19 protein-coding genes are annotated in these 22,904 nt (G+C 44.9%); 4 read left to right on the top strand and 15 right to left on the bottom strand.

The genetic code is table 11. The annotated features are described in order from the left end of the window. Positions 1–24 precede the first annotated feature (24 nt). The 5 genes from ACJA3J_RS03630 to ACJA3J_RS03610 form a co-directional block, all read right to left on the bottom strand. Positions 25–693: a response regulator transcription factor gene (locus ACJA3J_RS03630; protein ID WP_406945553.1), complete on the bottom strand. Its 669-nt coding sequence runs from the start codon at positions 691–693 to the stop codon at positions 25–27. Beyond that, positions 668–2,065 (bottom strand): ATP-binding protein, encoded by a 1,398-nt coding sequence (locus tag ACJA3J_RS03625; RefSeq protein WP_406945552.1) that lies wholly within the window; start codon positions 2,063–2,065, stop codon positions 668–670. Before ACJA3J_RS03625 ends, ACJA3J_RS03630 begins: the two co-directional genes overlap by 26 nt. Positions 2,066–2,148: 83 nt before the next feature. Beyond that, on the bottom strand, positions 2,149–4,176 hold the full coding sequence (locus ACJA3J_RS03620) for a heavy metal translocating P-type ATPase (RefSeq protein WP_406945551.1): 2,028 nt from the start codon (positions 4,174–4,176) through the stop codon (positions 2,149–2,151). A 23-nt stretch (positions 4,177–4,199) separates the two neighbouring features. Continuing rightward, positions 4,200–5,684, bottom strand: a complete 1,485-nt coding sequence (locus tag ACJA3J_RS03615; protein ID WP_406946265.1) for a multicopper oxidase family protein — start codon at positions 5,682–5,684, stop codon at positions 4,200–4,202. Positions 5,685–5,710: 26 nt separating this feature from the next. Beyond that, positions 5,711–5,971 carry an SHOCT domain-containing protein gene (locus ACJA3J_RS03610; protein WP_167356017.1) on the bottom strand — a complete coding sequence of 87 codons (261 nt, stop codon included), beginning with the start codon at positions 5,969–5,971 and terminating at the stop codon, positions 5,711–5,713. Positions 5,972–6,236: 265 nt separating this feature from the next. On the opposite strand from ACJA3J_RS03610, the gene ACJA3J_RS03605 reads away from it, so the two are divergent. Then, positions 6,237–6,872, top strand: a complete 636-nt coding sequence (locus ACJA3J_RS03605) for a YdhK family protein (RefSeq protein WP_406945550.1) — start codon at positions 6,237–6,239, stop codon at positions 6,870–6,872. Between the two features lie 233 nt (positions 6,873–7,105). On the opposite strand, the gene ACJA3J_RS03600 is transcribed toward ACJA3J_RS03605, so the two are convergent. Continuing rightward, positions 7,106–8,476, bottom strand: coding sequence for a hypothetical protein (locus ACJA3J_RS03600; protein WP_406945549.1), 1,371 nt, complete (start codon positions 8,474–8,476; stop codon positions 7,106–7,108). Positions 8,477–8,798: 322 nt separating this feature from the next. Between ACJA3J_RS03600 and katG the strand changes: the two genes are divergently transcribed. The 3 genes from katG (at position 8,799) to ACJA3J_RS03585 (ending at position 12,629) form a co-directional block, all read left to right on the top strand. Then, entirely contained in the window at positions 8,799–11,033 is a 2,235-nt protein-coding gene (katG, locus tag ACJA3J_RS03595; RefSeq protein ID WP_089651483.1) for a catalase/peroxidase HPI, read from the top strand. 144 nt (positions 11,034–11,177) lie between these two features. Further along, positions 11,178–11,477 (top strand): hypothetical protein, encoded by a 300-nt coding sequence (locus tag ACJA3J_RS03590; protein ID WP_406945548.1) that lies wholly within the window; start codon positions 11,178–11,180, stop codon positions 11,475–11,477. A 198-nt stretch (positions 11,478–11,675) separates the two neighbouring features. Beyond that, positions 11,676–12,629, top strand: coding sequence for a calcium/sodium antiporter (locus tag ACJA3J_RS03585; RefSeq protein WP_406945547.1), 954 nt, complete (start codon positions 11,676–11,678; stop codon positions 12,627–12,629). Between the two features lie 794 nt (positions 12,630–13,423). Here the strand turns inward: ACJA3J_RS03585 and ACJA3J_RS03580 are convergent. From ACJA3J_RS03580 to putP, 9 genes are all read right to left on the bottom strand, one after another. Then, entirely contained in the window at positions 13,424–13,711 is a 288-nt protein-coding gene (locus tag ACJA3J_RS03580) for a YkvS family protein (RefSeq protein WP_406945546.1), read from the bottom strand. A 301-nt stretch (positions 13,712–14,012) separates the two neighbouring features. After that, positions 14,013–14,213 carry a hypothetical protein gene (locus ACJA3J_RS03575; RefSeq protein ID WP_406945545.1) on the bottom strand — a complete coding sequence of 67 codons (201 nt, stop codon included), beginning with the start codon at positions 14,211–14,213 and terminating at the stop codon, positions 14,013–14,015. A gap of 72 nt (positions 14,214–14,285) precedes the next feature. Further along, the gene (locus tag ACJA3J_RS03570; RefSeq protein WP_406945544.1) at positions 14,286–14,909 is read right to left on the bottom strand and encodes an RQC-minor-1 family DNA-binding protein; all 624 of its coding nucleotides are present in this window, start codon (positions 14,907–14,909) and stop codon (positions 14,286–14,288) included. A 32-nt stretch (positions 14,910–14,941) separates the two neighbouring features. Continuing rightward, positions 14,942–16,318 carry a 23S rRNA (uracil(1939)-C(5))-methyltransferase RlmD gene (gene rlmD, locus ACJA3J_RS03565; RefSeq protein ID WP_406945543.1) on the bottom strand — a complete coding sequence of 459 codons (1,377 nt, stop codon included), beginning with the start codon at positions 16,316–16,318 and terminating at the stop codon, positions 14,942–14,944. Positions 16,319–16,590: 272 nt separating this feature from the next. Next, a complete protein-coding gene (locus ACJA3J_RS03560) occupies positions 16,591–17,511 on the bottom strand; it encodes a diacylglycerol kinase (RefSeq protein WP_406945542.1) in 921 nt (306 codons plus the stop codon). A gap of 155 nt (positions 17,512–17,666) precedes the next feature. After that, positions 17,667–19,097, bottom strand: a complete 1,431-nt coding sequence (gatB, locus tag ACJA3J_RS03555; RefSeq protein ID WP_160913942.1) for an Asp-tRNA(Asn)/Glu-tRNA(Gln) amidotransferase subunit GatB — start codon at positions 19,095–19,097, stop codon at positions 17,667–17,669. After that, positions 19,097–20,566, bottom strand: coding sequence for an Asp-tRNA(Asn)/Glu-tRNA(Gln) amidotransferase subunit GatA (gene gatA / locus ACJA3J_RS03550; RefSeq protein ID WP_089651493.1), 1,470 nt, complete (start codon positions 20,564–20,566; stop codon positions 19,097–19,099). The genes gatB and gatA overlap by 1 nt, the downstream gene beginning before the upstream one ends. A 12-nt stretch (positions 20,567–20,578) precedes the next feature. After that, positions 20,579–20,869, bottom strand: coding sequence for an Asp-tRNA(Asn)/Glu-tRNA(Gln) amidotransferase subunit GatC (gatC, locus tag ACJA3J_RS03545; protein ID WP_089651494.1), 291 nt, complete (start codon positions 20,867–20,869; stop codon positions 20,579–20,581). Positions 20,870–21,365: 496 nt separating this feature from the next. After that, positions 21,366–22,877 carry a sodium/proline symporter PutP gene (putP, locus tag ACJA3J_RS03540; protein WP_406945541.1) on the bottom strand — a complete coding sequence of 504 codons (1,512 nt, stop codon included), beginning with the start codon at positions 22,875–22,877 and terminating at the stop codon, positions 21,366–21,368. Between the last annotated feature and the right edge of the window lie 27 nt (positions 22,878–22,904).

Below are 22,904 nucleotides of genomic sequence, written 5' to 3'. Positions count from 1 at the left end.
CCGTATAAGTAAACGTGTTTTTTACTAATTTATCCATTTATATCCGACACCCCACACCGTTTTCAAGTGGTCATTAATTGGAAAACCTGAGCGCCGGATTTTCTCACGGATGTGACGGACATGGGAATCAATCGTTCTTCCGTCAGTATCTGATTGGATGCCCCACACGAGATCGAGCAGATCATTCCTATCATAGACATGGTTTGGACGTCTGAGCAGCAGTCCTAAGAGTTGGAACTCTTTCGGAGTCAACGGGATTTCCTCGCTCCCAAAGTGTAATTCATAGGTATCACTATTCCACTCCAAGCCATTTATTTCGATAGAGGATTGTGGATGTTCTCTCCGCAATAATGCTTCTATACGGGCGATCAGGATCTCTTCATCGAACGGCTTGGTTATGTAGTCATCCGCTCCTGTTTTCAAACCTTGAATGACGTCTTCCTTCTGATCTTTGGCTGTCAGCATAATGATTGGAACCTTACTGAATGTACGTATTCTCCGGCACGTTTCCATTCCATCCATATCCTTCATCATAATATCCAGAAGCACAAGGTCGTAAGAATAAGTCCGTAACTCTTCCAACCCTTCTGCCCCGCTCCTTACTTTGTGAACCTCATATCCGTGAGGTACCAAATACAGTTCTAATAAGTCCAACATTCGCTTTTCATCATCGACTAAGAGTATTCTTTTCATAGTTATCTTCCTTTGGCCAAGTGATCGAGATGGTCAATCCCTCATCATTGAAAGCTTTCACGACTCCCCCATGCATTTCAATGATTTCGCGCACAATGGAAAGGCCTAGTCCCGTTCCTCCGATTTCTCTGGATCTCGCCTTATCTACACGATATAACCGTTCGAATAAGGATGGTAGAGCGTCCTCGGGGACACCGGGCCCGTCATCAGATATCTTGATGGTCACGTGCTGTTTTTCGCTTTCCGCTGTAATCATTATCTTTGTTTCTGCTCCTCCATAACGAAGAGCATTATCCACGATGTTATGAATGACCTGTTTCAATCGCATAGGGTCCGCATAAATCATTGTTTTTGAAGGAACATCCACGAACAACTGGGCTTTCTTTTCCTCTAAGACGGGTCGCAGATGATCCTTTACTTCCATGAGAACCAAGGAGAGATCAACGAATTGAGGTTCAATAACAAACGAATTTTCATCCATTTTTGCTAGTTGAAAAAGTTGCTGAACCATGTCCGTCAAATGAGTGGCTTCCTCTTTAATGATGTTCAAATAGTGATCTTTATCTTCGGAGGGTGTCTTCTTTTTTGACGCAACATCTGCATAGCCTTTGACATAAGTTAGAGGTGTCCTCAGTTCATGAGCGATCGCAGATAAAAAGTCGTGACGCTCTTTTTTTATTCGTTCGAGATCTTCAGATAATCGGTTGATCGAAGAGGCAAGAACCCCCAGTTCATCATTCGGATGTTCATCCAGATACTCCTCCACTTTTCCGGTACTTAAGTTCTCTGTCACTTCTTTCATTCGAATAAGGGGACGGGTAATAAACTTGGATAGAGCGACAACAATCAGGATCGTAACCAAGATAAGGACGACCATAACGAGGAGAAACTGGCGTGTTAGATGACCAATGATGCTGCGAATCACTTCAGAAGGAGAAAACATGAACACATTTCCTATATGTTCATTCCCCACGATGATTGGGGAGACTGTGGCCACGTATGGCTCTGTTCTCCATTCATCCTCAATGACCCGCTCTTTCTCTTCTCCCTTTCCGTCAATCGCTTCATAAAACACATCCGGGTAAGGCTTCTCATTAAACGATTCCGATAAGATGTTTCCATCCCCATCTGTAATGATGACCTCCGTAACAGCTTCCGATTCCATCAAGGCTACGTGAGCGAGAGTAGATTCATCAAAATAAATTTCTAACACATCACGGTGACCTGCACCACGCGTCAACAGCCCCTCCATCACTTCATTGATTCGATGGGAAGAAACGGTTGTATATAATACCGCAAAAAGCAAAAGTTCGATTAAAATCATAGAAATTAAGAAAAGCAATCCTAATTTGATTGATATTTTATTCCTCATATAACCTCTCATTTTTAAAGGGGGAAACCTATTTATTTCAATACTACCCTCTATTTGTGCAGAATCTGTGCAGGAAACTGAAGTCAGGAAGCTTTAAGAAGTTTTGCGTTAATTGCCACAATCACTGTGCTCAGACTCATGAGAACAGCTCCCACAGCAGGACTTAACACGATGCCTACAGGAGCAAGTACACCAGCGGCCAGCGGAATGGAAAAGATGTTGTACCCTGCTGCCCACCATAAGTTCTGGACCATTTTCTTATACGTGTTTTTGGATAAGGCTACGATGGATACGATATCTCTTGGGTTGCTCTTCACTAGTACAATATCCGCCGTTTCCACCGCAACATCGGTTCCGCTTCCAATAGCAATTCCTACATCGGCAGTTGCGAGAGCCGGTGCATCATTGATTCCGTCCCCGGTCATCGCTACCCTCCTGCCTTCTGCCTGTACTTTTTTCACTTGATCCGCTTTGTGATCCGGCATGACTTCAGCATACACTTCATCAATGCCGATTTGTTCAGCCACCCAGTCAGCCACTCTTTGGTGATCCCCTGTGAGCATGATCGAGTGGATCCCTCTCTCTTTTAATTCAGAAACGGCTTGCTTCGCCGAATCCCGGACCATATCAGCTAATGCAACCATACCAATATAGTTGTCATCCACGAGGACAAACACGACCGTTTTCCCTTCTTCCGATAAGCGGCTGAACGTGTCCTGATCATAATCGTGGTCGTGCTCTTTCATATAACCCGGGCTCATGACTTTCACTTCTTTTCCATCCACGGTTGCCTTCAATCCCTTTCCGGTGACAGAATCAAAGTCTTCCACCTTCCCAAGGGAGATTCCCCGGTCTTCTGCTTCCGCTAGAATACCTTGAGCCAATGGGTGTTCAGAGTTCTGTTCCGCACTTGCTGCCCAGTAGAGAAGGTTCTTTTCATCGTCTTCTTCTGGAATAAGGTCAGTTACGCCGAACTCCCCTTTTGTCAGTGTCCCTGTTTTATCAAAAATAACGGCATCCACGTTACGTGCATTTTCGAACTGTGTCCGGTTCCTTATAAGGAGCCCCTGTTTTGCAGAGAGTGAAGTGGAAACTGCGACAACCAGAGGTGCTGCCAATCCTAAGGCGTGAGGACATGTGATGACCATGACAGTGACCATACGTTCTAAGGCTACATCCAATGAAAAACCTAAGGCGAGCCACACTACAAACGTTGTGATCCCCGCTCCCAGAGCCAGGTAGAACAACCATTTAGCCGCACGATTAGCGAAATCCTGTGCTTTGGATTTTGAGTTTTGTGCTTCTTCCACAAGTGTGATGACTTGCGATAAATAGGTGTCATCTCCTAACTTTTCTACCTCCAGCGTGAGACTTCCTTCTTTATTAATGGAACCGCCGATCACTTCTTCTCCCGCTTCTTTCTCTACCGGCACCGACTCACCAGTCAGCATGGATTCATCAATCGCTGACTTTCCATCTATAATTTTCCCATCGACCGGAATTTTCTCTCCCGGCTTCACGAGTACACGATCATTCTCTTTCAGTTCATGGACGGGCACATCTTCGACTTGGTCGTCCTCTGTCAGGCGGTGGGCCTCACTCGGCATCAGTTTTACCAATTCCTGTAGAGCATTAGAAGCCCCCATCACGGACTTCATCTCAATCCAGTGACCCAGGAGCATAATATCGATCAAAGTAGCCAATTCCCAAAAGAAATTTCTTCCCGACCATCCGAATACGACGAGGGAACTGTAGGCATAAGCCACGAATATGGCGAGTCCGATCAGAGTCATCATCCCGGGATTTTTATTTTTCAATTCATCGAGGGCCCCTGTTAAGAACGGCCACCCTCCGTAGAAGAAAACGAAGGTAGCTAAACCAAATAAAACATATTGATCAAACGGGAATGTGAAGCTGAATCCCAAAAGCTCTTGAATCATAGGTGAAAGGACCAGAATAGGTATTGAAATAATTAATGATATATAAAACCTTCGTTTGAAATCATCGATCATCGCTCCGTGATCATGACCTTCGTGAGAATGATCATGGCCCTCATGAGACTCTTCATGATGATGTTCTTTATGTTTTTCATGAGAATGTTCTTCACTCATCTTTTAAACCTCCGTTTCTATTATTAAGGCTGATTCGTCTGATTCAGCTCGAAGGGTGAAAAAACACTTGTATAATCCACAATGGTTACCATGCCACGATCTGCGTGATTATTATCATGACAATGGAACAACCATTCCCCTTTATTGTCCGCTTCGAAATAAATCGTATACGATTCTCCAGGTTTCACGTTAATCAGATCTTTCACGACCGCTCCTCCATCTTCTGCTTCTACTTGAAAACGATGGCCGTGCAAATGCATAGGGTGATTCAATCGTCCTTCATTGGTGATATCCACTCTCACAATATCTCCTTTTTCCACTTGTTCTGGCGGTGTATCAGGAAAAACACGGTCATTAATCTGCCACGTCATCCCTTCTCCCATATTCATCCCCATACTAAGGTCCATATTGTACGACACGTCCACATCCGGTACGGTCTCAAAAAGCAAATCCTTACTCGCATGAGAAGTACCTTTACTGGTCGCAGCGTCTTCTGCCTTTACTTGTAAATTCTCCCCATCTGAATCCGAAGAGAGAACAAGGATCTGCATATCTTGTGAGTTTTCAACCGAGGGCGTTTCCCCGATGATTTCACCTTCCTCCCCCTTCGTGTATAAGACATCGATTCGTTCACCAGGAGCGATTTCCAACACGTTTCTTTCCCCTGAATTTTGCACAGGCTCCGCATCGACAGCGAGCATTTCCATGGACCCTTCAGGAAAAACGAGTCGGTGAAGCTGGTATCCGGCATTGACGAAGCGAAGCCGTGCTGTTTCTCCTTCTTCCATTCTCAAAGGATCGATCGCATCTCCCGCTTTGCCGTTCACTGTAAATGTATCGTACATTTCTTTCGTATCTGCTTCACCATCTCCCTGCATCGAACCCATCATCATTCCACCCATATTCGTCCAGTTCTCACGGTCCTGGTTGACCGCCCATTCGTCTAAGATGAAAACCTCATCATGTTCCGGTTTCTCCCCTTTTCCCTCAACAACAAGCGGCCCATATAACCCCTTGTCTACTTGGAGAGAACTATGTTGATGTGAATGATACCAATACGTTCCTGCGTCTTCTGCTATGAATTCATAGGTAAAGGACTCCCCAGGCTCTACAGCATCCTGCGTCACACCCGGAACTCCATCCATCCGATTGGGAAGAATAACCCCATGCCAATGAATGGTAACAGGAACTTCCAATTCATTGTGCAGTTCCACTTGAACAAAATCGCCCTGTTGAACACGTAAAGCCTCACCAGGGACCGTTCCATTATAGGTCCAGGCATTGACGGATTCCCCCGTTTGTATTTCCCAATCTGTTTCTTTCGCCGTTAGCTCAAATTGTTTTGTAGGCCGGCTGCCGGCCTCAATCGGTTGAATGTCCAGAATACTTTGTCCTTGTTCACTACTGTTTATCTCCCCTGCGCTCTTCTCCTGCATAAATGGAGATTGAAAGAACACCCAGACTCCTACAGCAATGAGCGCTATAATCATGAATGATCCAAACCACATCCGTTTCACCACTTCTACCTCCCACATCACTCATCCAATTTCTTCTTCAAACGATCATATTCTTCTTCTGTGATCTCCCCACTTGCTAAGCGTTTCTTCAACACATCTTTTGAACTCGATTCTCCTCGCTCCTTATCATTAAAAGAACGTTCTTTTGCATTTGGTTTCATCATCCATCTGGCTATAAGAAAAATAGCGATGATAAGAATCAAAAAAATCAAACCAAAGCTAAAAAATCCTCCGAAAAAGCTGTTCCCCATTCCGTTACCATCCATCATTCCACCCATCATCATTCCTCCTTTTCTATAGTACCTATACCACGTAGTGTATATAAACAACACACGTAGGATATTCCTTAATCAAAGTAGCGTTTATTGTCTATCCCCACCAATTGTGCAGAATTTATGGATTTTTTATAGACTTTTTCTTCAACCTGTTCTTTTACCCTCTATCCTTGGAATCATTTTTCTCTGCCTCAAGTATTGATCTTTTTCTTAATGGGAAGAATTTGATATATTGTTGTTCACTACCAATGGAAAGGAAGGGATTCGCATGAAAAAACGTTACGGGATTTTTCTATTGTTAAGTTTGATTCTTCTCTTGAGCGCGTGTGGAAATGAAGAAAATCAGGGCAATGAAGAAAGTAATAAAGAAGCAGCCAATGAAGAGGAAATAAACCAAGATGATAGCAGCCAGGAAAACATGGACGATGATCATTCTATGGAAGAAGGGCACAGCCATGATATGTCCAGTGATGGTGAAATTCCAGATGGATTAGAAGAGGCCGATAACCCTGCATTCAATGAAGGCGACCAAGTGATCATCGAGGCCGAACATGCTGAAGGTGATGAGCCAATGATGAAAGGGGCGGAAGCTACGGTCACAGGAGCTTTCAATACGACTGCTTATGCCGTATCCTTCACCCCTACTTCAGGCGGAGAACCTGTGACAGATCACAAATGGGTCATACACGAAGAGCTTGAAGAACCTGGAGACGCTCCCCTTGAAGAAGGAACGGAAGTGACGCTTAACGCTGATCATATGGAAGGCATGGAAGGGGCAGCAGCGACCATTGATTCAGTGGAACAAACCACTGTTTACATGCTTGACTTTACAACCGTTAATGGCGATCAGGAAGTCACAGACCACAAATGGGTGACAGAATCCGAACTGCGTTCACCTGAATAATGATGAACCTTTTCCATACCTTATTTTCAATTATGCAAACAAGCGCTGATCAAGATAATCAGCGCTTTTATTTTTTGTGATTCCTTCCTGATTGTTGGTCGTAGGGCCTGTTTCTCGTTCGCTAAGGATCAAACCAGCTTCCCAAAGAGTAGAGTTGGCACATAAAAATCTGGACAAAAAAAGATTGATAGAATTTCTACATTCTATCAATCCTTATTATCTGATCTATGAATTTAATAAACCAACAGCGTGAGTAAGGAAATACCTATTCCTAAGAAACCGAGCAAAATACTGTACGGGAGGTTTCTAAGTACGATTTGATACGGATTCATCCGTAAAGCCACAGAAGTAATGGTTACAATCAATCCATAAGGGGCGGATGGTACTGTCGCAATCGCACAGGCAGACAGAAGGATCGTCAGCGTCACCTCCGGGAAAGTTCCAATCAACAGTTCACTAACCCCACCGAAGATTCCCATCGTTGCCAGCGGATGGACTCCTAACAGCGTCATCACAAGGAAAGCGGCCTGGATGAAGAGCATAATGAGAAGCGGACTTCCTTCAAGCGCGATAAGCGGATCCTGCAAATATTTCAAGTATGGCGAAGCGTTCAACGTTTCCGTCAAAAAAGAAAGGGCGAGCAGGAGAACGATAAAGTTGCTCAAGTGGTTCGTTTTCCATTTCCATGTCGGCCAGCCGATCTGCAGGAAACTTCTTTTCCGCTTCACGAGCACAGCCCATGTGAAAGCGAAAGGGAAGATCGATACGGTCACAGCAAAAAGGAAGTCCAGCTGAACGACGTTTCCTAAGAATACGACCACCGCTAAAAACAGGACGAGCGCGACAACGAACTGGACCAGTTTTTTTCGGCTTTTCCCGGTCCCTTTTTCTAATGAAGGTGCTTCGATCCGGTGTTTACGGAACATCATTTTACCAATGAATGAATCCATCGAAATCCCAAGAACCGCGATCAACAGCATCCATGGCAGAACCTCTAAATAGTTCGCCCCGGTAATGAAAATCGAGGTCGCAAGCAGGATCTCAAGCGGGCTCCATAATAAAGCAAGCGAATACCCCCGCAGTGTCGCCATTAAAATAAAACTGTTCTTCACTTTCGTTTTTACATCTTTCAACTGTTCCTTCAGCAAGTCCTGCGAGATGGTGGCAGAAGACAAGTTCAGGAAAGCGGCCAAGGATACCATGGTCACTTCGCTACGGACATACAAGGAACCAAGTCCATTAGCATTGCTTCCTAATAAGGATTGCAGGAGCTTGTTATACCTTCCCGCTTTCACGACACTATTCATCCATGGAAGCATGGATAATAGGAAGAGGAGTCCAATGTTTCCGGCAAAGAACGAAGGAATCTCCTGGAATGTCGTATCACTCGAGAAAAAGAAAAACGCTCCAGCAACTAAAAGCACCATCCCTAAGATCTTAAACACGCGATCCGCACGAGGGAAACTGATCGCCAGCATGACGATTCCTAGAATTCCTATGATGGTATATAAGGTAGAGTTGCTCCAAAACACGTGAACAACATTCAAGGCAAAGACGAACGAATAAAATATGTATAAGTAGTTGGATAAGTGACGCACAATCATTCCCCTATCTCATCGGCTGATTTTCTATGTTTGCTCGGGAGCATCGTTTACTAGAATCAATGATTTCATGCTATACACAATGGGAATATTTTTCAATGAATTTGTATTGATTTCTTCCCTCTCCCTTTCTACCAATAGCCCCCTCCTGCTTCATAGACATTATGAATCTACTAAAATATGATTCACTACATTCTGCTATTAATGAAATAAAATTTTTTCTAGTAAAACGGAGGGTTCTTCCTTTCAAACTTCACCCTTTTTTATTATAATTATAATCTAAGACCGATTATAATTTTTTCACAAATATAGGAGGGTATCATTCATGGACAAAAATGAAATGCATGACAGCCAAGCTGGTAAGTGTCCCGTATCCCACGAAAAAACAAAGGAAGAAAGTGCCGTAACAACAACGAAGGTCGGCACAACGAACAAAGACTGGTGGCCCAACCAGCTGAACCTGCACATTTTACGTCAGCATGATAAAAAATCGAACCCAATGGGGGAAGACTTCGATTATGAAGAGGAATTCAACAAGCTCGACTATTACGCCCTTAAGCAGGATCTTCATGAGCTGATGACAGACAGTCAGGACTGGTGGCCGGCAGACTACGGACATTATGGTCCCCTTTTCATCCGTATGTCGTGGCACGCAGCCGGTACGTATCGTACAGGAGATGGACGCGGTGGTGGAGCAACTGGTACCCAGCGTTTTGCACCATTGAACAGCTGGCCGGATAACGCAAACCTTGATAAAGCCCGTCGCCTACTATGGCCGATCAAACAAAAATATGGCAATAAAATTTCATGGGCAGACCTGCTCGTACTTACTGGAAACGTCGCGCTTGAGTCCATGGGCTTGAAGACCTTTGGCTTTGGCGCAGGACGTGAAGACGTATGGCATCCAGAAGAAGATGTCTATTGGGGAAATGAAAAAGAATGGCTCGGCGACAACCGTTACTCCGGTGACCGTGAACTCGAAAACCCGCTCGCTGCCGTACAAATGGGACTGATCTATGTAAACCCTGAAGGTCCTAATGGCGAACCGGATCCTCTTGCGAGTGCTCGTGACATCCGCGAAACTTTCGCCCGTATGGGAATGAATGACGAAGAGACGGTCGCGCTTGTCGCAGGTGGTCACACATTCGGTAAAGCTCACGGTGCCGGTGACCCTGATCAAGTCGGTGCTTCTCCGGAAGCGGCTGACATTGAAGATCAAGGCTTAGGCTGGATGAGCTCTCACGGTAGCGGAAAAGGCCGCGACACGATTACGAGTGGTGTTGATGGTGCATGGACAGCGAATCCGACCGTTTGGGACAACGGCTACTATGATCTTTTGTTCGGATACGAATGGGAGCTGACGAAAAGTGCAGCTGGTGCGAACCAGTGGGCTCCGGTCAATCCTAAAAAAGAAGACATGGCTCCAGATGCAGAAGATTCATCTGTAAAAGTTCCTACCTTTATGACAACAGCTGACATGGCTCTGCGTATGGACCCTGATTACGAAAAGATTTCCCGTCGTTTCCATCAAAATCCGGATGAATTTGCCGATACCTTTGCACGTGCATGGTTTAAGCTTCTTCACCGTGACATGGGACCAAAAGCAAGATACCTTGGACCAGAAGTGCCAGAGGAAGATTTGATCTGGCAGGATCCAATTCCTACGGTTAATTATGAGTTGACGGACGCTGAAGTGGAAGAGTTGAAAGAAAAAATCCTCGATTCCGGACTTTCAGTGAGCGAACTTGTGAAAACGGCATGGGCTGCAGCGAGCACATACCGTGGATCGGACATGCGTGGTGGCGCGAACGGTGCCCGCATCCGCCTTGCTCCGCAAAAAGACTGGGAAGTAAACGAACCACAGCAACTTTCCAAAGTGCTTGCCGTTTACGAAGGTATTCAGAAACAGTTCGATAAAGAAGTCAGCCTTGCGGATCTCATTGTCCTTGGCGGTAGCGCAGCTGTAGAAAAAGCGGCCAAAGATGCTGGTGTCGAAGTAACTGTTCCATTCGTCTCCGGACGCGGCGATGCCACGCAAGAACAAACGGACGAAGAAAGTTTCGAAGTCCTCGAGCCGATGGCTGATGGATTCCGTAACTATGAGAAGAAGAGATATACGTTGAGCCCAGAGGAACTGCTTGTCGACAAAGCACAACTTCTCGGACTCTCTGCTCCGGAAATGACTGTGCTCGTCGGTGGTATGCGCGTACTTGGTGCCAACTACAAAGACACAGACTACGGCGTATTCACAGACAATGTCGGTACACTGACCAACGACTTTTTCGTGAACCTTCTTGATATGGGCATCGAGTGGAAGCCGAGTGATTACAACGAATACGAAGGACGCGACCGCCAAACAGGCGAGCTTGTAAGAAAAGCGACACGCGTCGACCTCGTCTTCGGTTCCAACTCTGTCCTGCGTGCGCTTGGTGAAGTGTATGCACAGGAAGACAACAAAGAGAAATTTGTCCATGACTTTGTTGCGGCATGGGTGAAAGTGATGAACGCGGATCGTTTTGATTTGAAGAAGAAGAAAGATTTGGCTTATCATAACGCGTAAGTAAGAAACAGGAGGCACCTAGCCTCCTGTTTTTTTCGTCATGCGCATCTAAGAAAAATAAAATATCTGATATCATAGTAGGAAGAAACTGTTGCAAGTAGATAATAAAGAAACCGTCCCACGCTTACAAAGGAGGCATGCTAAGTGGATCGAAGCCGTGAAGAAGAAGTGATTCGTAATTATCAAAAAGGCGAAAAAATGATGATTTTGCTTTTTGCCCAGTGGTGCATCAACCACGACCTGGATCCTGTAGCCATTTATAAAGAGGCCTATCCCTATCAGGAGAAAAATAAAGAACTGGTCGATGCCCTGGAGCTGACCGTCCCAAAAAAGGAGTCGGATTACATTGATTCTGAGACTCTGCTTGAAGTGCTGTCTCTGTATGGAAATGATGACCTCGCTTTTGTTGTTTCTGATTTAACCAGCCGTAAAAATTTGAAGTAAGTGAGCGCGAAATGAAAAGGCTCAGCTTATCATAACGCAAAAAGCACCTTACCGTGATACCCCTTCCATTCGGTAAGGGCCTTTATTTCGCGTGTCTTATGTTTGTCGTACGATCCTGCTCCGTTAATGCTTTTTAACCGCAGCGAATCAGGGTACGGTAAAACTAGCAAAAAATACAAAGGAGTCTGAGAGGCTATTATGGCATACGTTTTATTGATTGTCGGTTTCGGTTTATTAATCAAAGGAGCCGATTTATTCGTTGATGGGTCTTCCAACATTGCCAGGCTACTCCGTGTACCTCCTATTTTAATAGGGTTAACGATTGTAGCTTTCGGCACAAGCTCTCCCGAGGCGACAGTCAGCATCATCGCAGCTTTACAAGGAAATGCTGAAATTTCACTGGGAAATGTTGTAGGCAGCAATATTTTTAATGTCACTTTAGTTGTAGGGATAGCCGCCTTCCTATATCCATTAATGGTAGAGAACGAAACAACGAAAAAAGAAATCCCATTTGTATTGCTAGCTAGTGGAGCATTACTCGTACTTATTAGTGATACGGAGCTACAAGGTCTAAGTAAAAACTTGCTTACACGTAGTGATGGCATCATCTTCTTATTGTTTTTGTCTATTTTTATGTACTATGTGATTGAAGTAGGAATGAAAAGTAGAAAAGAACCGACACATGAGACCATCCCTCCTAATATAAAGTGGGGGAAGAACAGTCTTTTGACGCTGGCAGGTTTAATAGCTATTATTTTTGGCGGAGACCTGGTGGTAGATAGCGGCACAGAAATCGCCTATAACCTTGGGATGAGTAAAACTTTAGTGGGATTAACCATCATTGCGATTGGTACATCGCTTCCTGAACTCGTAACCTCTATATCCGCAGCATTGAAGAAAGAAAGTGGAATTGCATTAGGGAATGTAGTGGGAAGCAACATCTTCAATATTTTATTTGTTCTGGGGGCTTCCGCTGTCATATCACCTTTATCCGTAAATGGAAAGATCTTTATCGATGTGATGATTATGATCATACTGAGCTTATTATTGCTTCTTTTCTCAAGGACCCATTATAAAATCGGAAAATCAGAGGGTTTCATCCTTGTGGCCATGTATATCATTTATCTAGTTTACATTATTTTGAGAAACTGAGATCTCCAGTGGTTATTAAAGGGAAAATCACTTTCGCCGCCGAAATTCTAAAATGAGAAAGCTCTGGCACTAAAGCAGTGCCAGAGCTTAAATAAACAACTTAGGTGACCCAACCATGTCAGAATCATCCTTGATCCTACACATTTTTAAATTCCAGACTTTCTCGTAAGGACAATTCCACGGAGAATTCGTTTCCTTATCCGGTTAAGTCCAATTTTCCTTCCCCTTCTTCTTCCTTAACTTCACAAGAAGAGAGAAAGCACCAGCTAAGGAAAAGCTTTTTTCTTCCCTTACTCCACCCTCGATCTAACTTCAATTGAAGTTCGTCTTACAAAGACTTTCCCGCCACCTACCATCTGTAGACAGCCGTATCACCTGCCCCTTTCAAGACTGTTTTTTCATCTTTATGAAACGGATGAACATTCTTTCATCGGCGGTAATTTTCGTTCGTTTGGAAACGAACTCGCGATGGTTGAGCCACCTAAGTTGTTTATTTATTTTTGTTATCTTCTTTACACTCTTATTATATCATCATTTCTTGATTTCAACGAAGTCAGTCGTGTCAACTCTGTAAACGTTTTCTTAAAAATAAAATTACCTGCTTTCCGATTTGCGATCATCGAAACTCCTAATCCCCCCTCACTTAAAAACACCGTAGCTTAATTAACCCAACAGCTCCTAAGTGATACTTTTCCAAACCATTCAACGTCTACTTCCCCCCGCTTAACCACGCTTAAAAAAGAGCACCACCCTCGATAAGGGTGATACTCTTATATATATTACTATTGTTGAACTTACACGTCGCGACGTTTTTTAATGCTGTAGTTTGTATGAGCAACAACGGTTTTTTCGAAATCTAAATTGCGCTCGTGGAAGTCATCCATAATAGTCATATCGCAAACAACGGAGTTTTGTAAATTAACAGAAGTTACAACAGCTTCAAACTGTTGGCCGTCATTTTGGAAAGTTATGATATCGCCTACAGTTGCTTTGTCCTCTTCTTTTACTTTCTGTTCTTCTTCTGAGTTTTTCTTTTCAAACGCAGCATCAACTAAATTTTTGCTTATATTTTCATCAGCCATGAGAAATTCCCCTTCCTAGTGAGTGAATGTAAGTAGTTTTTGTAGTTTCGATTTCGTTTGTCTCAAGATTCTGGCCAAGGGTTTCCTTATCTATACCCTTAATCAAGTGCCCTCATTCTCCTTAGAGTATTACTCTCTCACGATCCTTTTTTATAAGAATGAGACAACGCTTCCTATATAAAGTTACCCTGCACTTCAAAGAATATAACATGTAAAAAAACAGGCCGGTTGTTGTGTTTGTGTAGTTACCTCCCCAAACACAACAACCGGTCTCTTATAGGCTTATGAATTTACTTTTACTTCATTCATCCATCTCCACTACTCTCGCTACACTTTGGCCGCAGTTTTTGCATTTCCCTTCCAACATTATACCTACGGGATGATCGACAATTATGAAGTCTGTAATGGTGACCGCACCCTTACAATTAGTACAAAAAACGTTTCCAATGAGCTTCTTTCTGAAATCTTCTGGTATTGATAACCATTTTCTATTTGCTTCCATTGCTAACTCTCCTTTTAATATCACCGATCTACAGTGTTTAGAAGAAACACGCGAATCCTGATGGAAGCCCCTTTACCTGAAAATCTCGTACTCCGGATAGCCTTCTAATGCTTTTTGAATTCTTTCCTCTCTATCTCTTAACACCGAACCATCGAAAGATTCTTTTTCTTCCAGTACTCTAATCGTTTTCCGAATGGCGGCCCGGACTTTTTTGTAATCGACCTCCTCCCATAATTGCAGATAAGGAATAAAAGCTTTGTTTCCGGATTCTTTGATTTTCTCAAGCATAAGGAGTATCATCTGCCTCTCCCGATCTCTGAGATAAGTCATATCAGGTTTTTCTTTCCCTTTTTCAATCCACTCTTCCCATTCATGAACCAGTTTGTCCGCATATTGATACGATTGAATCAGCCACCCTCGATCTGTGAAAACGATCAAGGGAAGCTTCCCGAATTTTTGGAGCTCTAAGAAATCACGCTTAATCATCCAATTGATTTTCTTTGTGACGTCCTCAAGTTTCTCATTTTTATAAAACCCATAACCAGGGCTTTCATCTAAATTGAACTCCAACAACTTCTTTTCCTTTGACCCCTTCAGGATCTTGGTGAGTTGTGACCTACCTCCTCTACCAATAATCCAATCTGCTGTATCGAGGATGGTCTTGATTTCTTTATGAGTTAATGGAGTCGGCGCCATTGGATGTACACCTCCGAATCATTGAATACTTATTACTTCTTCTCCAACCACGTCACACACTCTACATGACTCGTCTGCGGGAACATATCAACAGGCTGAACTTCCTTCGTCTCATACTCGCCATCCTCTAGAATACGCAAGTCACGAGCAAGTGTCGAAGGATTACAGGATACATAAACAATCCGCTCCGGTTCCATATCCAGCATCGCCTTCAACAGCTCTTCGTCACAACCTTTACGTGGAGGATCGACGACAATCACATCCGGACGCAGCCCTTGGTTACGCCACCAAGGCATAAGCTCTTCCGCTTGTCCCACATAGAATTCTGCGTTGTCCATTTTGTTCAAACGCGCATTTTTCTTCGCATCTGTTACAGCTTCAGGAACAATTTCTACTCCGTACACTTTCTTCGCTTTTTGAGCGAGGAACAAGGAAATAGTTCCAATACCACAGTATGCATCAATGACGGTTTCCCCGCCTCTTAGGTCGGCATAGTTGAGCGCTTGGTCATAGAGTTTCTTCGTCTGGGTCGGGTTGACCTGGTAGAACGATTTCGGGGAGATCATGAATTGTATATCGCCGATGGTGTCATAAATGTACTCATCGCCCCAGATGATGTTCGTTTCTTTTCCAAGGATGACGTTCGTTTTCGCACTGTTCACGTTATGGACGATCGATTTCACGTTTGGAAAAGCATCACGGATCTCATCGATCATTTTGTCTTTGTGCGGAAGCTTTTTCGTTTTTGTGACGAGCACAATCATGATGTCTTTCGTATTCTGACCGGTACGGACCATGATGTGTCTCAGTACGCCGCGATGGGTCTGTTCATCGTAGGCATCGATTCCGTGTTTGGTTGCGATGCGGCGGACGGTTTCGACCATGCGATCGTTCATTTCGTCCTGGATCAGGCATGTGTCCATGTCGATGATGTTGTGGCTTCGTTTCTGATAGAAGCCTGTCATCAGTTCGCCGTCTTCTTTCTGCCCGACAGGAATCTGGACTTTGTTTCGGTAACGCCACGGGTCCTCCATACCGACTGTCGGGTGGACAGGGACATGCTCGAGATGTCCGATTTTCTTCATGTTGTCTTTCACTTGCTTCTGTTTCATATCGAGCTGCATTTGATAACTCATATGTTGAAGCTGACAGCCGCCGCACTGGTAGAAAACATCACATGGCGGCTCAACACGGTCTTCACTTGCTTCTGTCACTTTCACCAGCTTGCCAAAGCCGAAGTTCTTTTTCACTTTGACGACTTTGACTTCGGCCTTTTCACCAGGAAGGCCATGTGGTACGAAAAGTGGATAGCCATCGACTTTCCCTACCCCATTGCCTTCGTGGGTCAAATCTTCAAAGCTCAGTTCAATCGTCTCGTTCTTTTGTACCGGCGGTTTCGGTTTCGCCATTGTTCATCCGTCCTTTATCGCTTTCTATATCTATATACTCTACACGTAGTTTATCATATCATTTAGTGCTTAGTCGCCCTGGTAGCTGCGACAAGCATAAGAACAACGGAACTGAAAAGTGATCTCCCTTTTCAGAGCCGGTGTACTTATGACCTCGAGCAGCTGGGCGACGCAGCCGGATATCCATAAGTGTGAAGTCGCCCCGACGGGCTAGAGTACTGCCTACAAACAAAACAAAAGAACGCCACTGTCTCACACAGCAGCGCTCCCCATTATTCTTCTTCGTCAGCTTCTTCTTCTTTGAATATATCTTCTGGGACAAAAAAGTCCAGATGTCTGTATAAATTGACAAATTCCCCGGGCAATAATCCACCGAATTCCCCGTCAATATTCAACTGCATCTTTTCATCTGTCTTCACTTTCACACGGCTTGCGGTCGTGTGTATGAATTTCGGATGGTTTAAGTGGTTGCCCTGAATAGCGAGTGTCGCCAAGCGGACGAATTCTGCGATGTTCATTTTTTCAATGATCATCAGATCAAAAAGCCCGTCATCCATTCGGGCGGATGGAGCCAGTTTTTCAAGGCCGCCTACAGAGTTGGTGTTACTGACGAGGAAAAGCATGATCTCGCCTTCATACCATTTGCCGTCATACTCCATCTCGACGTAGGTCGGACGGATTGATGGCAGCATTTCGATGCCTTTTAAGTAGTAAGCGAGCTGACCAATCATCGTCTTCAGCTTACTTGGTACTTCATAAGAGATTTCTGTTATTTTACCGCCACCGGCGATATTCATGAAATATTGGTCGTTGACACGGCCGATATCGAGCGGATGGCTGTAGCCTTCCAGGATGATATCCACCGCTTTATGAATGTTTCTAGGCACGTGTAAGGCACGGGCAAAATCGTTCGTTGTCCCGACTGGAATGATGCCGACTTTCGGTTTGTGTGGTTTTTCGGCAAGTCCGTTGATCACTTCATTGATGGTTCCGTCTCCCCCTGCAGCGACAACAAGATCGAATTCACGATCGACGGCGTATTCCGCTGCTTTGACGGCGTCACCAGCACATGTTGTGGCATGAGTGGAGGTTTCGTAACCGGACTGTTCGAACCGTTGCAGAATGTCCGGGAGAACCTTGCGTATGACTTCTCTTCCAGAGGTCGGGTTATATATAATTCGGGCACGTTTCATCGTGTATGACCCCCTTTTCTATCCAAGCATGTTCCATTCTACATCATAGCGCTTTTTCCTGGATTTGCAAACCATTTCTATAGTATATGATGGCAAGCCCTAAACCATACGAAAGCACGCACCAGCAAGTGCGTGCTTCCTTATCATTCAAGCGCTTAGCGCTTTTCCATTTCTGCAAGGATGATCTTGTTGACCATCGGTGGGTTCGCTTGTCCTTTGGTTTCTTTCATCACCTGACCGACAAGGAATCCAAGGGCTTTGTCTTTTCCGTTCTTGAAGTCTTCGATGGACTGCGGGTTGTTGTCCATAATGCCGACGACGATTTCCGTCAGCTGTCCTTCGTCGGAAATCTGTACAAGTCCTTTGTCCTTAACGATCTTCTCAGGATCGCCGCCTTTTTCTACAAGCTCTGTGAAGACTTTCTTCGCGATCTTGGAACTGATCGTTCCGTCTTCGATCAACTGGATCATCTTCGCAAGAGAAGCCGGAGTAAGCTCAAGCTCATGAAGTTCTTTATAGTGCTTGTTCATGTAAGCAGAAACTTCACCCATCAACCAGTTGGATGCCTGCTTGATGTCCGCTCCTTCGGCAATTGTTTCTTCGAAGAAATCGGAAAGCTCTTTGTTGTTTGTCAGAACCATTGCATCATACTCCGGAAGTTTCAGTTCTTCGATGTAACGCTTCTTACGAGCATCTGGAAGCTCAGGAATTTCGGCACGGATGCGTTCTTTCCAAGCTTCATCGATGTGTAGTGGTACTAGATCCGGCTCTGGGAAGTAACGGTAGTCGTCAGAACCTTCTTTGACACGCATCAGAATCGTTTCTTTCGTCTGCTCATCGTAACGACGAGTCTCCTGAAGGATTTCTCCACCGGAAAGCAATTCTTTCTGCTGACGCTTCTCTTCAAATTCCAGTCCTTTTTGTACAAAGGAGAAGGAGTTCAAGTTCTTAAGCTCTGTCTTCGTACCGAACTCTTCCTGACCGATCGGGCGGATGGAAAGGTTGGCGTCACATCTTAGTGAACCTTCTTCCATTTTACAGTCGGAAACGCCTGTGTACTGGATAATGTTTTTCAATGCTTCCAAGTACGCATACGCTTCTTTCGGTGAACGGATGTCCGGCTCAGATACGATCTCAACAAGCGGCGTTCCTTGACGGTTATAGTCGACAAGGGAGTATCCGTCATCGCTGTGTGTCAGCTTACCAGCATCTTCTTCCATGTGAAGACGCGTAATGCCGATACGCTTCTTCTTGCCATCGACTTCGATATCGATGTAGCCATTCTCACCGATCGGTTTATCAAACTGGGAGATTTGATAAGCTTTCGGGTTGTCCGGATAGAAGTAGTTTTTACGGTCGAACTTCGTGTCTGTCGCGATGTCACAGTTCAATGCCATGGATGCTTTCATCGCAAAGTTGACGGCTTCTTCGTTCAACACCGGCAGAACTCCTGGGTACCCAAGATCGATCGGGTTTACGTTCGTATTTGGATCATCTCCGAACATGTTCGGAGACGGGCTGAAGATTTTCGAGTCTGTTTTCAATTCTACGTGGACTTCAAGTCCGATAATCGTTTCAAAGTTCATTAGCGCGCACCTCCAAGGGACGGGCGTTGTTTATGATAATCAGTCGCCTGTTCGAAGGCATGAGCGGCACGGTAAACGGTACCTTCATCGAAGTGTTTTCCGATGATCTGAAGGCCGATCGGAAGACCGTCTCCAGAGAAACCGCATGGGATAGAGATTCCTGGTACGCCTGCAAGGTTAACCGGAATCGTCAAAATATCGTTTGCGTACATCGTCATTGGATCATCGACTTTGTCCCCTACTTTGAAGGCAGGTGTCGGTGTTGTCGGCCCGATGATGACATCGTAGTCTTCGAACACTTTTTCAAAATCGTTCTTGATCAATGTACGAACTTGCTGGGCTTTCTTGTAGTACGCATCGTAGTACCCGGAGCTTAGTGCAAAGGTTCCAAGCATGATCCGGCGCTTCACTTCGTCACCGAAACCTTCGGCGCGGGAACGCATGAACATATCAAGCATGTTTTTCGCATCTTCCGCACGCTTACCGTAACGGACACCGTCGAAACGGGCCAGGTTCGCAGATGCTTCAGAGGACGAAATCAGGTAGTACGTGGATAGCGCGTACTTGGAGTGAGGAAGAGAAACTTCTTCCCAAGTCGCACCCATTTTTTCGTATTCTTTAAGAGCAGCTTTGACTGCTTCTTTTACTTCTTCAGAAACCCCTTCAGAAAGGTACTCTTTCGGCACACCGATCTTCATGCCTTTCACATCACCAGTCAGAGACTCGGTGTATTTCGGCACTTCGACGTTCGCAGAAGTAGAGTCCATCTTGTCATGACCAGCGATCGTTTCAAGCAAGAACGCGTTGTCCTCGACGCTGCGAGTGATCGGTCCGATCTGATCAAGAGAAGAGGCAAATGCGATCAATCCGAAACGGGAAACACGACCGTATGTCGGTTTCAATCCGACCACACCACAATAAGCAGCTGGCTGACGGATAGAACCACCTGTATCAGAACCGAGGGAGTAAGGAACTTCTCCTGCGGCTACAGCTGCTGCAGAACCACCACTGGATCCGCCTGGAACGTAATCGGTATTCCAAGGGTTACGAGCCGCTGCATAGCTTGAGTTTTCGTTGGAAGAACCCATCGCGAATTCATCCATGTTCAATTTTCCGATGGTGACGGACTTGGCGTCATTCAGTTTGTTGACAACCGTCGCGTCATACAAAGGATCATCGAGGTTAGACAGAATCTGGCTTCCTGCTGTCGTACGCAGTCCTTTTGTTACGATGTTGTCTTTCACACCAATTGGTAGACCAAAGAGCTTCGCATCGTCGTTGCCGCGCTCCTGATCAAGTTCTGCCGCCTGCTTTTTCGCTGCTTCTTTGTTCAAAGTAATGAACGCCTGAACTTCTTCGTCCACTTCTTCAATTCGATTATAAGATTCCTCCACTAAGTCCGTGACAGAAATCTCTTTGTTATGTAGCTTCTCTTGAAGCTCACGTAATGTGTAGTCAAATAAAGACATCGTCGAACCTCCTTATTCCAATACGGATGGCACTTTGAACTGTCCATCCTGCTTGTCTGGTGCATTTTTCAGTGCATCATCCTGAGAAATCCATTTCTTCGGCTCGTCCTTACGCATGACGTTCTTCAAATCAAGAACGTGGGTCGTAGGCTCGACGCCTGTTGTATCTAGTTCATTCAACTGTTCAGCATACGTGATGATGTCATCAAGCTGCTTTGTGAATGTCGTTGCTTCTTCTTCCGTGATCGCAAGGCGCGCGAGATTCGCGACGTGCTTCACTTCCTCTTTGCTAATTCTGGACATAATGCGACCTCCATTTCGATCTCACATAATATATGATCATACCAAATATCAGAATCCATTTTCAACGTACGGATACACCTTTCTTATCTTAACACATCAAAAGGACGCTGTCTTACCGTGAAAGCTCCCTTATTTGGAAGGGTTAGTTTCTAGACTTTAGTAAGTGGATTTGGTGGGTTGGGAAAGAGGGATTCCCGAAACTCGCTGTATGATTGGATAGCTTCCTGACTGGAAGAACTGTGAATGTAGCGTTTGCTGAAGTGTAATTCTTCGGATTCAATAAAACGCTGATTAGCCACATAACGATTTAGAAAAAGTCATCTAAAATAGATTGATTAAGAAGGAGCTAGGCGAAACCCGGCAGGAAAGCGAGCCTAGCTCCACAACACTGACCCTATAAACGACTATAACCATATTTCCACCATTGCCTTTTATCCCCTTATTAAAAGAAAAAATTCCCGGCCATAAGACCGGGAATTTTGTAGTGAAGAACTTTTTACAATTTCGTAACTTTATCAAATTCTTCAGCAATATCTTTCGGTGGTTGACCAGCAAGGCTGACAAGAATAGCAACAAGTCCACCAAGGATGAAACCAGGTACGATTTCATAAAGGTCGAAGATTCCGCCACTCAAGAAGTCTGCCCATACAACAACGGTAACCGCACCGACGATGATTCCGGCTAGCGCACCATTACGCGTGATACCTTTCCAGAATAGGGACAAGATGATAACGGGACCGAATGCGGCACCGAAACCTGCCCAAGCGTAAGATACAAGACCAAGAACGGTACTGTCCGGGTTACCTGCAAGAAGCACGGCGATCAAGGCGATACCGGCTACGGCAGCACGACCAACCCATACCAATTCTTTTTCACTAGCGTTCTGGCGGAACAGTGCTTTGTAGAAGTCCTCTGCTAGTGCAGAAGAAGATACAAGCAACTGAGAATCAATGGTACTCATGATGGCAGAAAGGATCGCTGCTAGTAAGATACCTGCAATGACTGGGTGGAACAGAATTTGGGAGAACGTGATGAAAATCTTCTCTGAGTCGACAAGCATCTGGATGCCGCCTTCTGTCATCACTTCTGCGTTAAATGTAGAAAGATCCGCTACATCCGCAGTGTTGATGTACGCAAGTCCGAATAGACCTGTGAAGATCGCACCGTATAGACCTAGAACCATCCAGCCGATACCGATCAAGCGTGCTTTCGGAACGTCCTTAGGAGAACGTAGGGCCATAAAACGTACAAGGATGTGCGGCTGACCGAAGTAACCAAGTCCCCAAGCAAGGGAAGATAGAATCGCAAGGGCACCGACACCTTGAACCATGTTCAAGTGAGATGGATCAATTTGGGCTACTGCGTCTGTTGCAGCATTCCAACCACCAAGTTCAGTAATCGCAACAATTGGTACAGCGATCAAAGCAAAGAACATCAAGATACCTTGAACAAAGTCTGTCCAACTTACGGCTAGGAAACCACCTAAGAAAGTGTAAGAAATAGTAACAATTGCACCTAACCATAGAGCTTGTGTATAACTCAATGCAAAGGAAGCTTCAAACAGCTTCGCACCGGCAACCATACCGGAAGATGTATAGAAGGTGAAGAATAAAAGAATGACAGCTGCAGAAATGACACGTAACACGTGGGAGTGATCACGGAAGCGGTTCTCAAGATAGTCTGGAACAGTAATCGAGTCATTTGCAATCTCCGTGAAGACACGAAGTCGGCGTGCGACGAACTGCCAGTTTAAGTATGCACCAATAGCGAGACCGACACCGATCCAAGCTGCGGACAATCCTCCAGCATAAATCGCGCCAGGCAAACCTAGTAGCAACCAACCACTCATGTCGGATGCACCGGCAGATAGTGCGGCAACTCCTGGACCTAAACGACGACCACCTAAGACGTAGTCAGATAAATCACTTGTAAGACGATATGCAGCAAAACCGATTCCCAGCATACCGATTAAATAGACAATAAACGTTATTAACGTAGCAGTACTCATGTTTTGTTATTCGCTCCTCTCAGTGAA

Origin of the sequence: Halobacillus sp. SY10 (assembly GCF_045401165.1) — a bacterium.
Lineage (GTDB): Bacteria > Bacillota > Bacilli > Bacillales > Halobacillaceae > Halobacillus > Halobacillus aidingensis.
Note: the sequence above shows the minus strand (reverse complement) of the source record. Positions and strands in the feature narration are given on the sequence as shown.

Coding starts and splice junctions, on each gene's coding strand:
- rlmD (WP_406945543.1), bottom strand. CDS start 16,318: ATGGCGAAACCGAAACCGCCGGTACAAAAGAACGAGACGATTGAACTG.
- ACJA3J_RS03625 (WP_406945552.1), bottom strand. CDS start 2,065: ATGAGGAATAAAATATCAATCAAATTAGGATTGCTTTTCTTAATTTCT.
- putP (WP_406945541.1), bottom strand. CDS start 22,877: ATGAGTACTGCTACGTTAATAACGTTTATTGTCTATTTAATCGGTATG.
- ACJA3J_RS03570 (WP_406945544.1), bottom strand. CDS start 14,909: ATGGCGCCGACTCCATTAACTCATAAAGAAATCAAGACCATCCTCGAT.
- ACJA3J_RS03605 (WP_406945550.1), top strand. CDS start 6,237: ATGAAAAAACGTTACGGGATTTTTCTATTGTTAAGTTTGATTCTTCTC.
- gatA (WP_089651493.1), bottom strand. CDS start 20,566: ATGTCTTTATTTGACTACACATTACGTGAGCTTCAAGAGAAGCTACAT.
- katG (WP_089651483.1), top strand. CDS start 8,799: ATGGACAAAAATGAAATGCATGACAGCCAAGCTGGTAAGTGTCCCGTA.
- ACJA3J_RS03630 (WP_406945553.1), bottom strand. CDS start 693: ATGAAAAGAATACTCTTAGTCGATGATGAAAAGCGAATGTTGGACTTA.
- ACJA3J_RS03560 (WP_406945542.1), bottom strand. CDS start 17,511: ATGAAACGTGCCCGAATTATATATAACCCGACCTCTGGAAGAGAAGTC.
- ACJA3J_RS03615 (WP_406946265.1), bottom strand. CDS start 5,684: ATGTGGTTTGGATCATTCATGATTATAGCGCTCATTGCTGTAGGAGTC.
- ACJA3J_RS03620 (WP_406945551.1), bottom strand. CDS start 4,176: ATGAGTGAAGAACATTCTCATGAAAAACATAAAGAACATCATCATGAA.
- ACJA3J_RS03600 (WP_406945549.1), bottom strand. CDS start 8,476: ATGATTGTGCGTCACTTATCCAACTACTTATACATATTTTATTCGTTC.
- ACJA3J_RS03580 (WP_406945546.1), bottom strand. CDS start 13,711: ATGGCTGATGAAAATATAAGCAAAAATTTAGTTGATGCTGCGTTTGAA.
- ACJA3J_RS03575 (WP_406945545.1), bottom strand. CDS start 14,213: ATGGAAGCAAATAGAAAATGGTTATCAATACCAGAAGATTTCAGAAAG.
- ACJA3J_RS03585 (WP_406945547.1), top strand. CDS start 11,676: ATGGCATACGTTTTATTGATTGTCGGTTTCGGTTTATTAATCAAAGGA.
- ACJA3J_RS03610 (WP_167356017.1), bottom strand. CDS start 5,971: ATGGGTGGAATGATGGATGGTAACGGAATGGGGAACAGCTTTTTCGGA.
- gatB (WP_160913942.1), bottom strand. CDS start 19,097: ATGAACTTTGAAACGATTATCGGACTTGAAGTCCACGTAGAATTGAAA.
- gatC (WP_089651494.1), bottom strand. CDS start 20,869: ATGTCCAGAATTAGCAAAGAGGAAGTGAAGCACGTCGCGAATCTCGCG.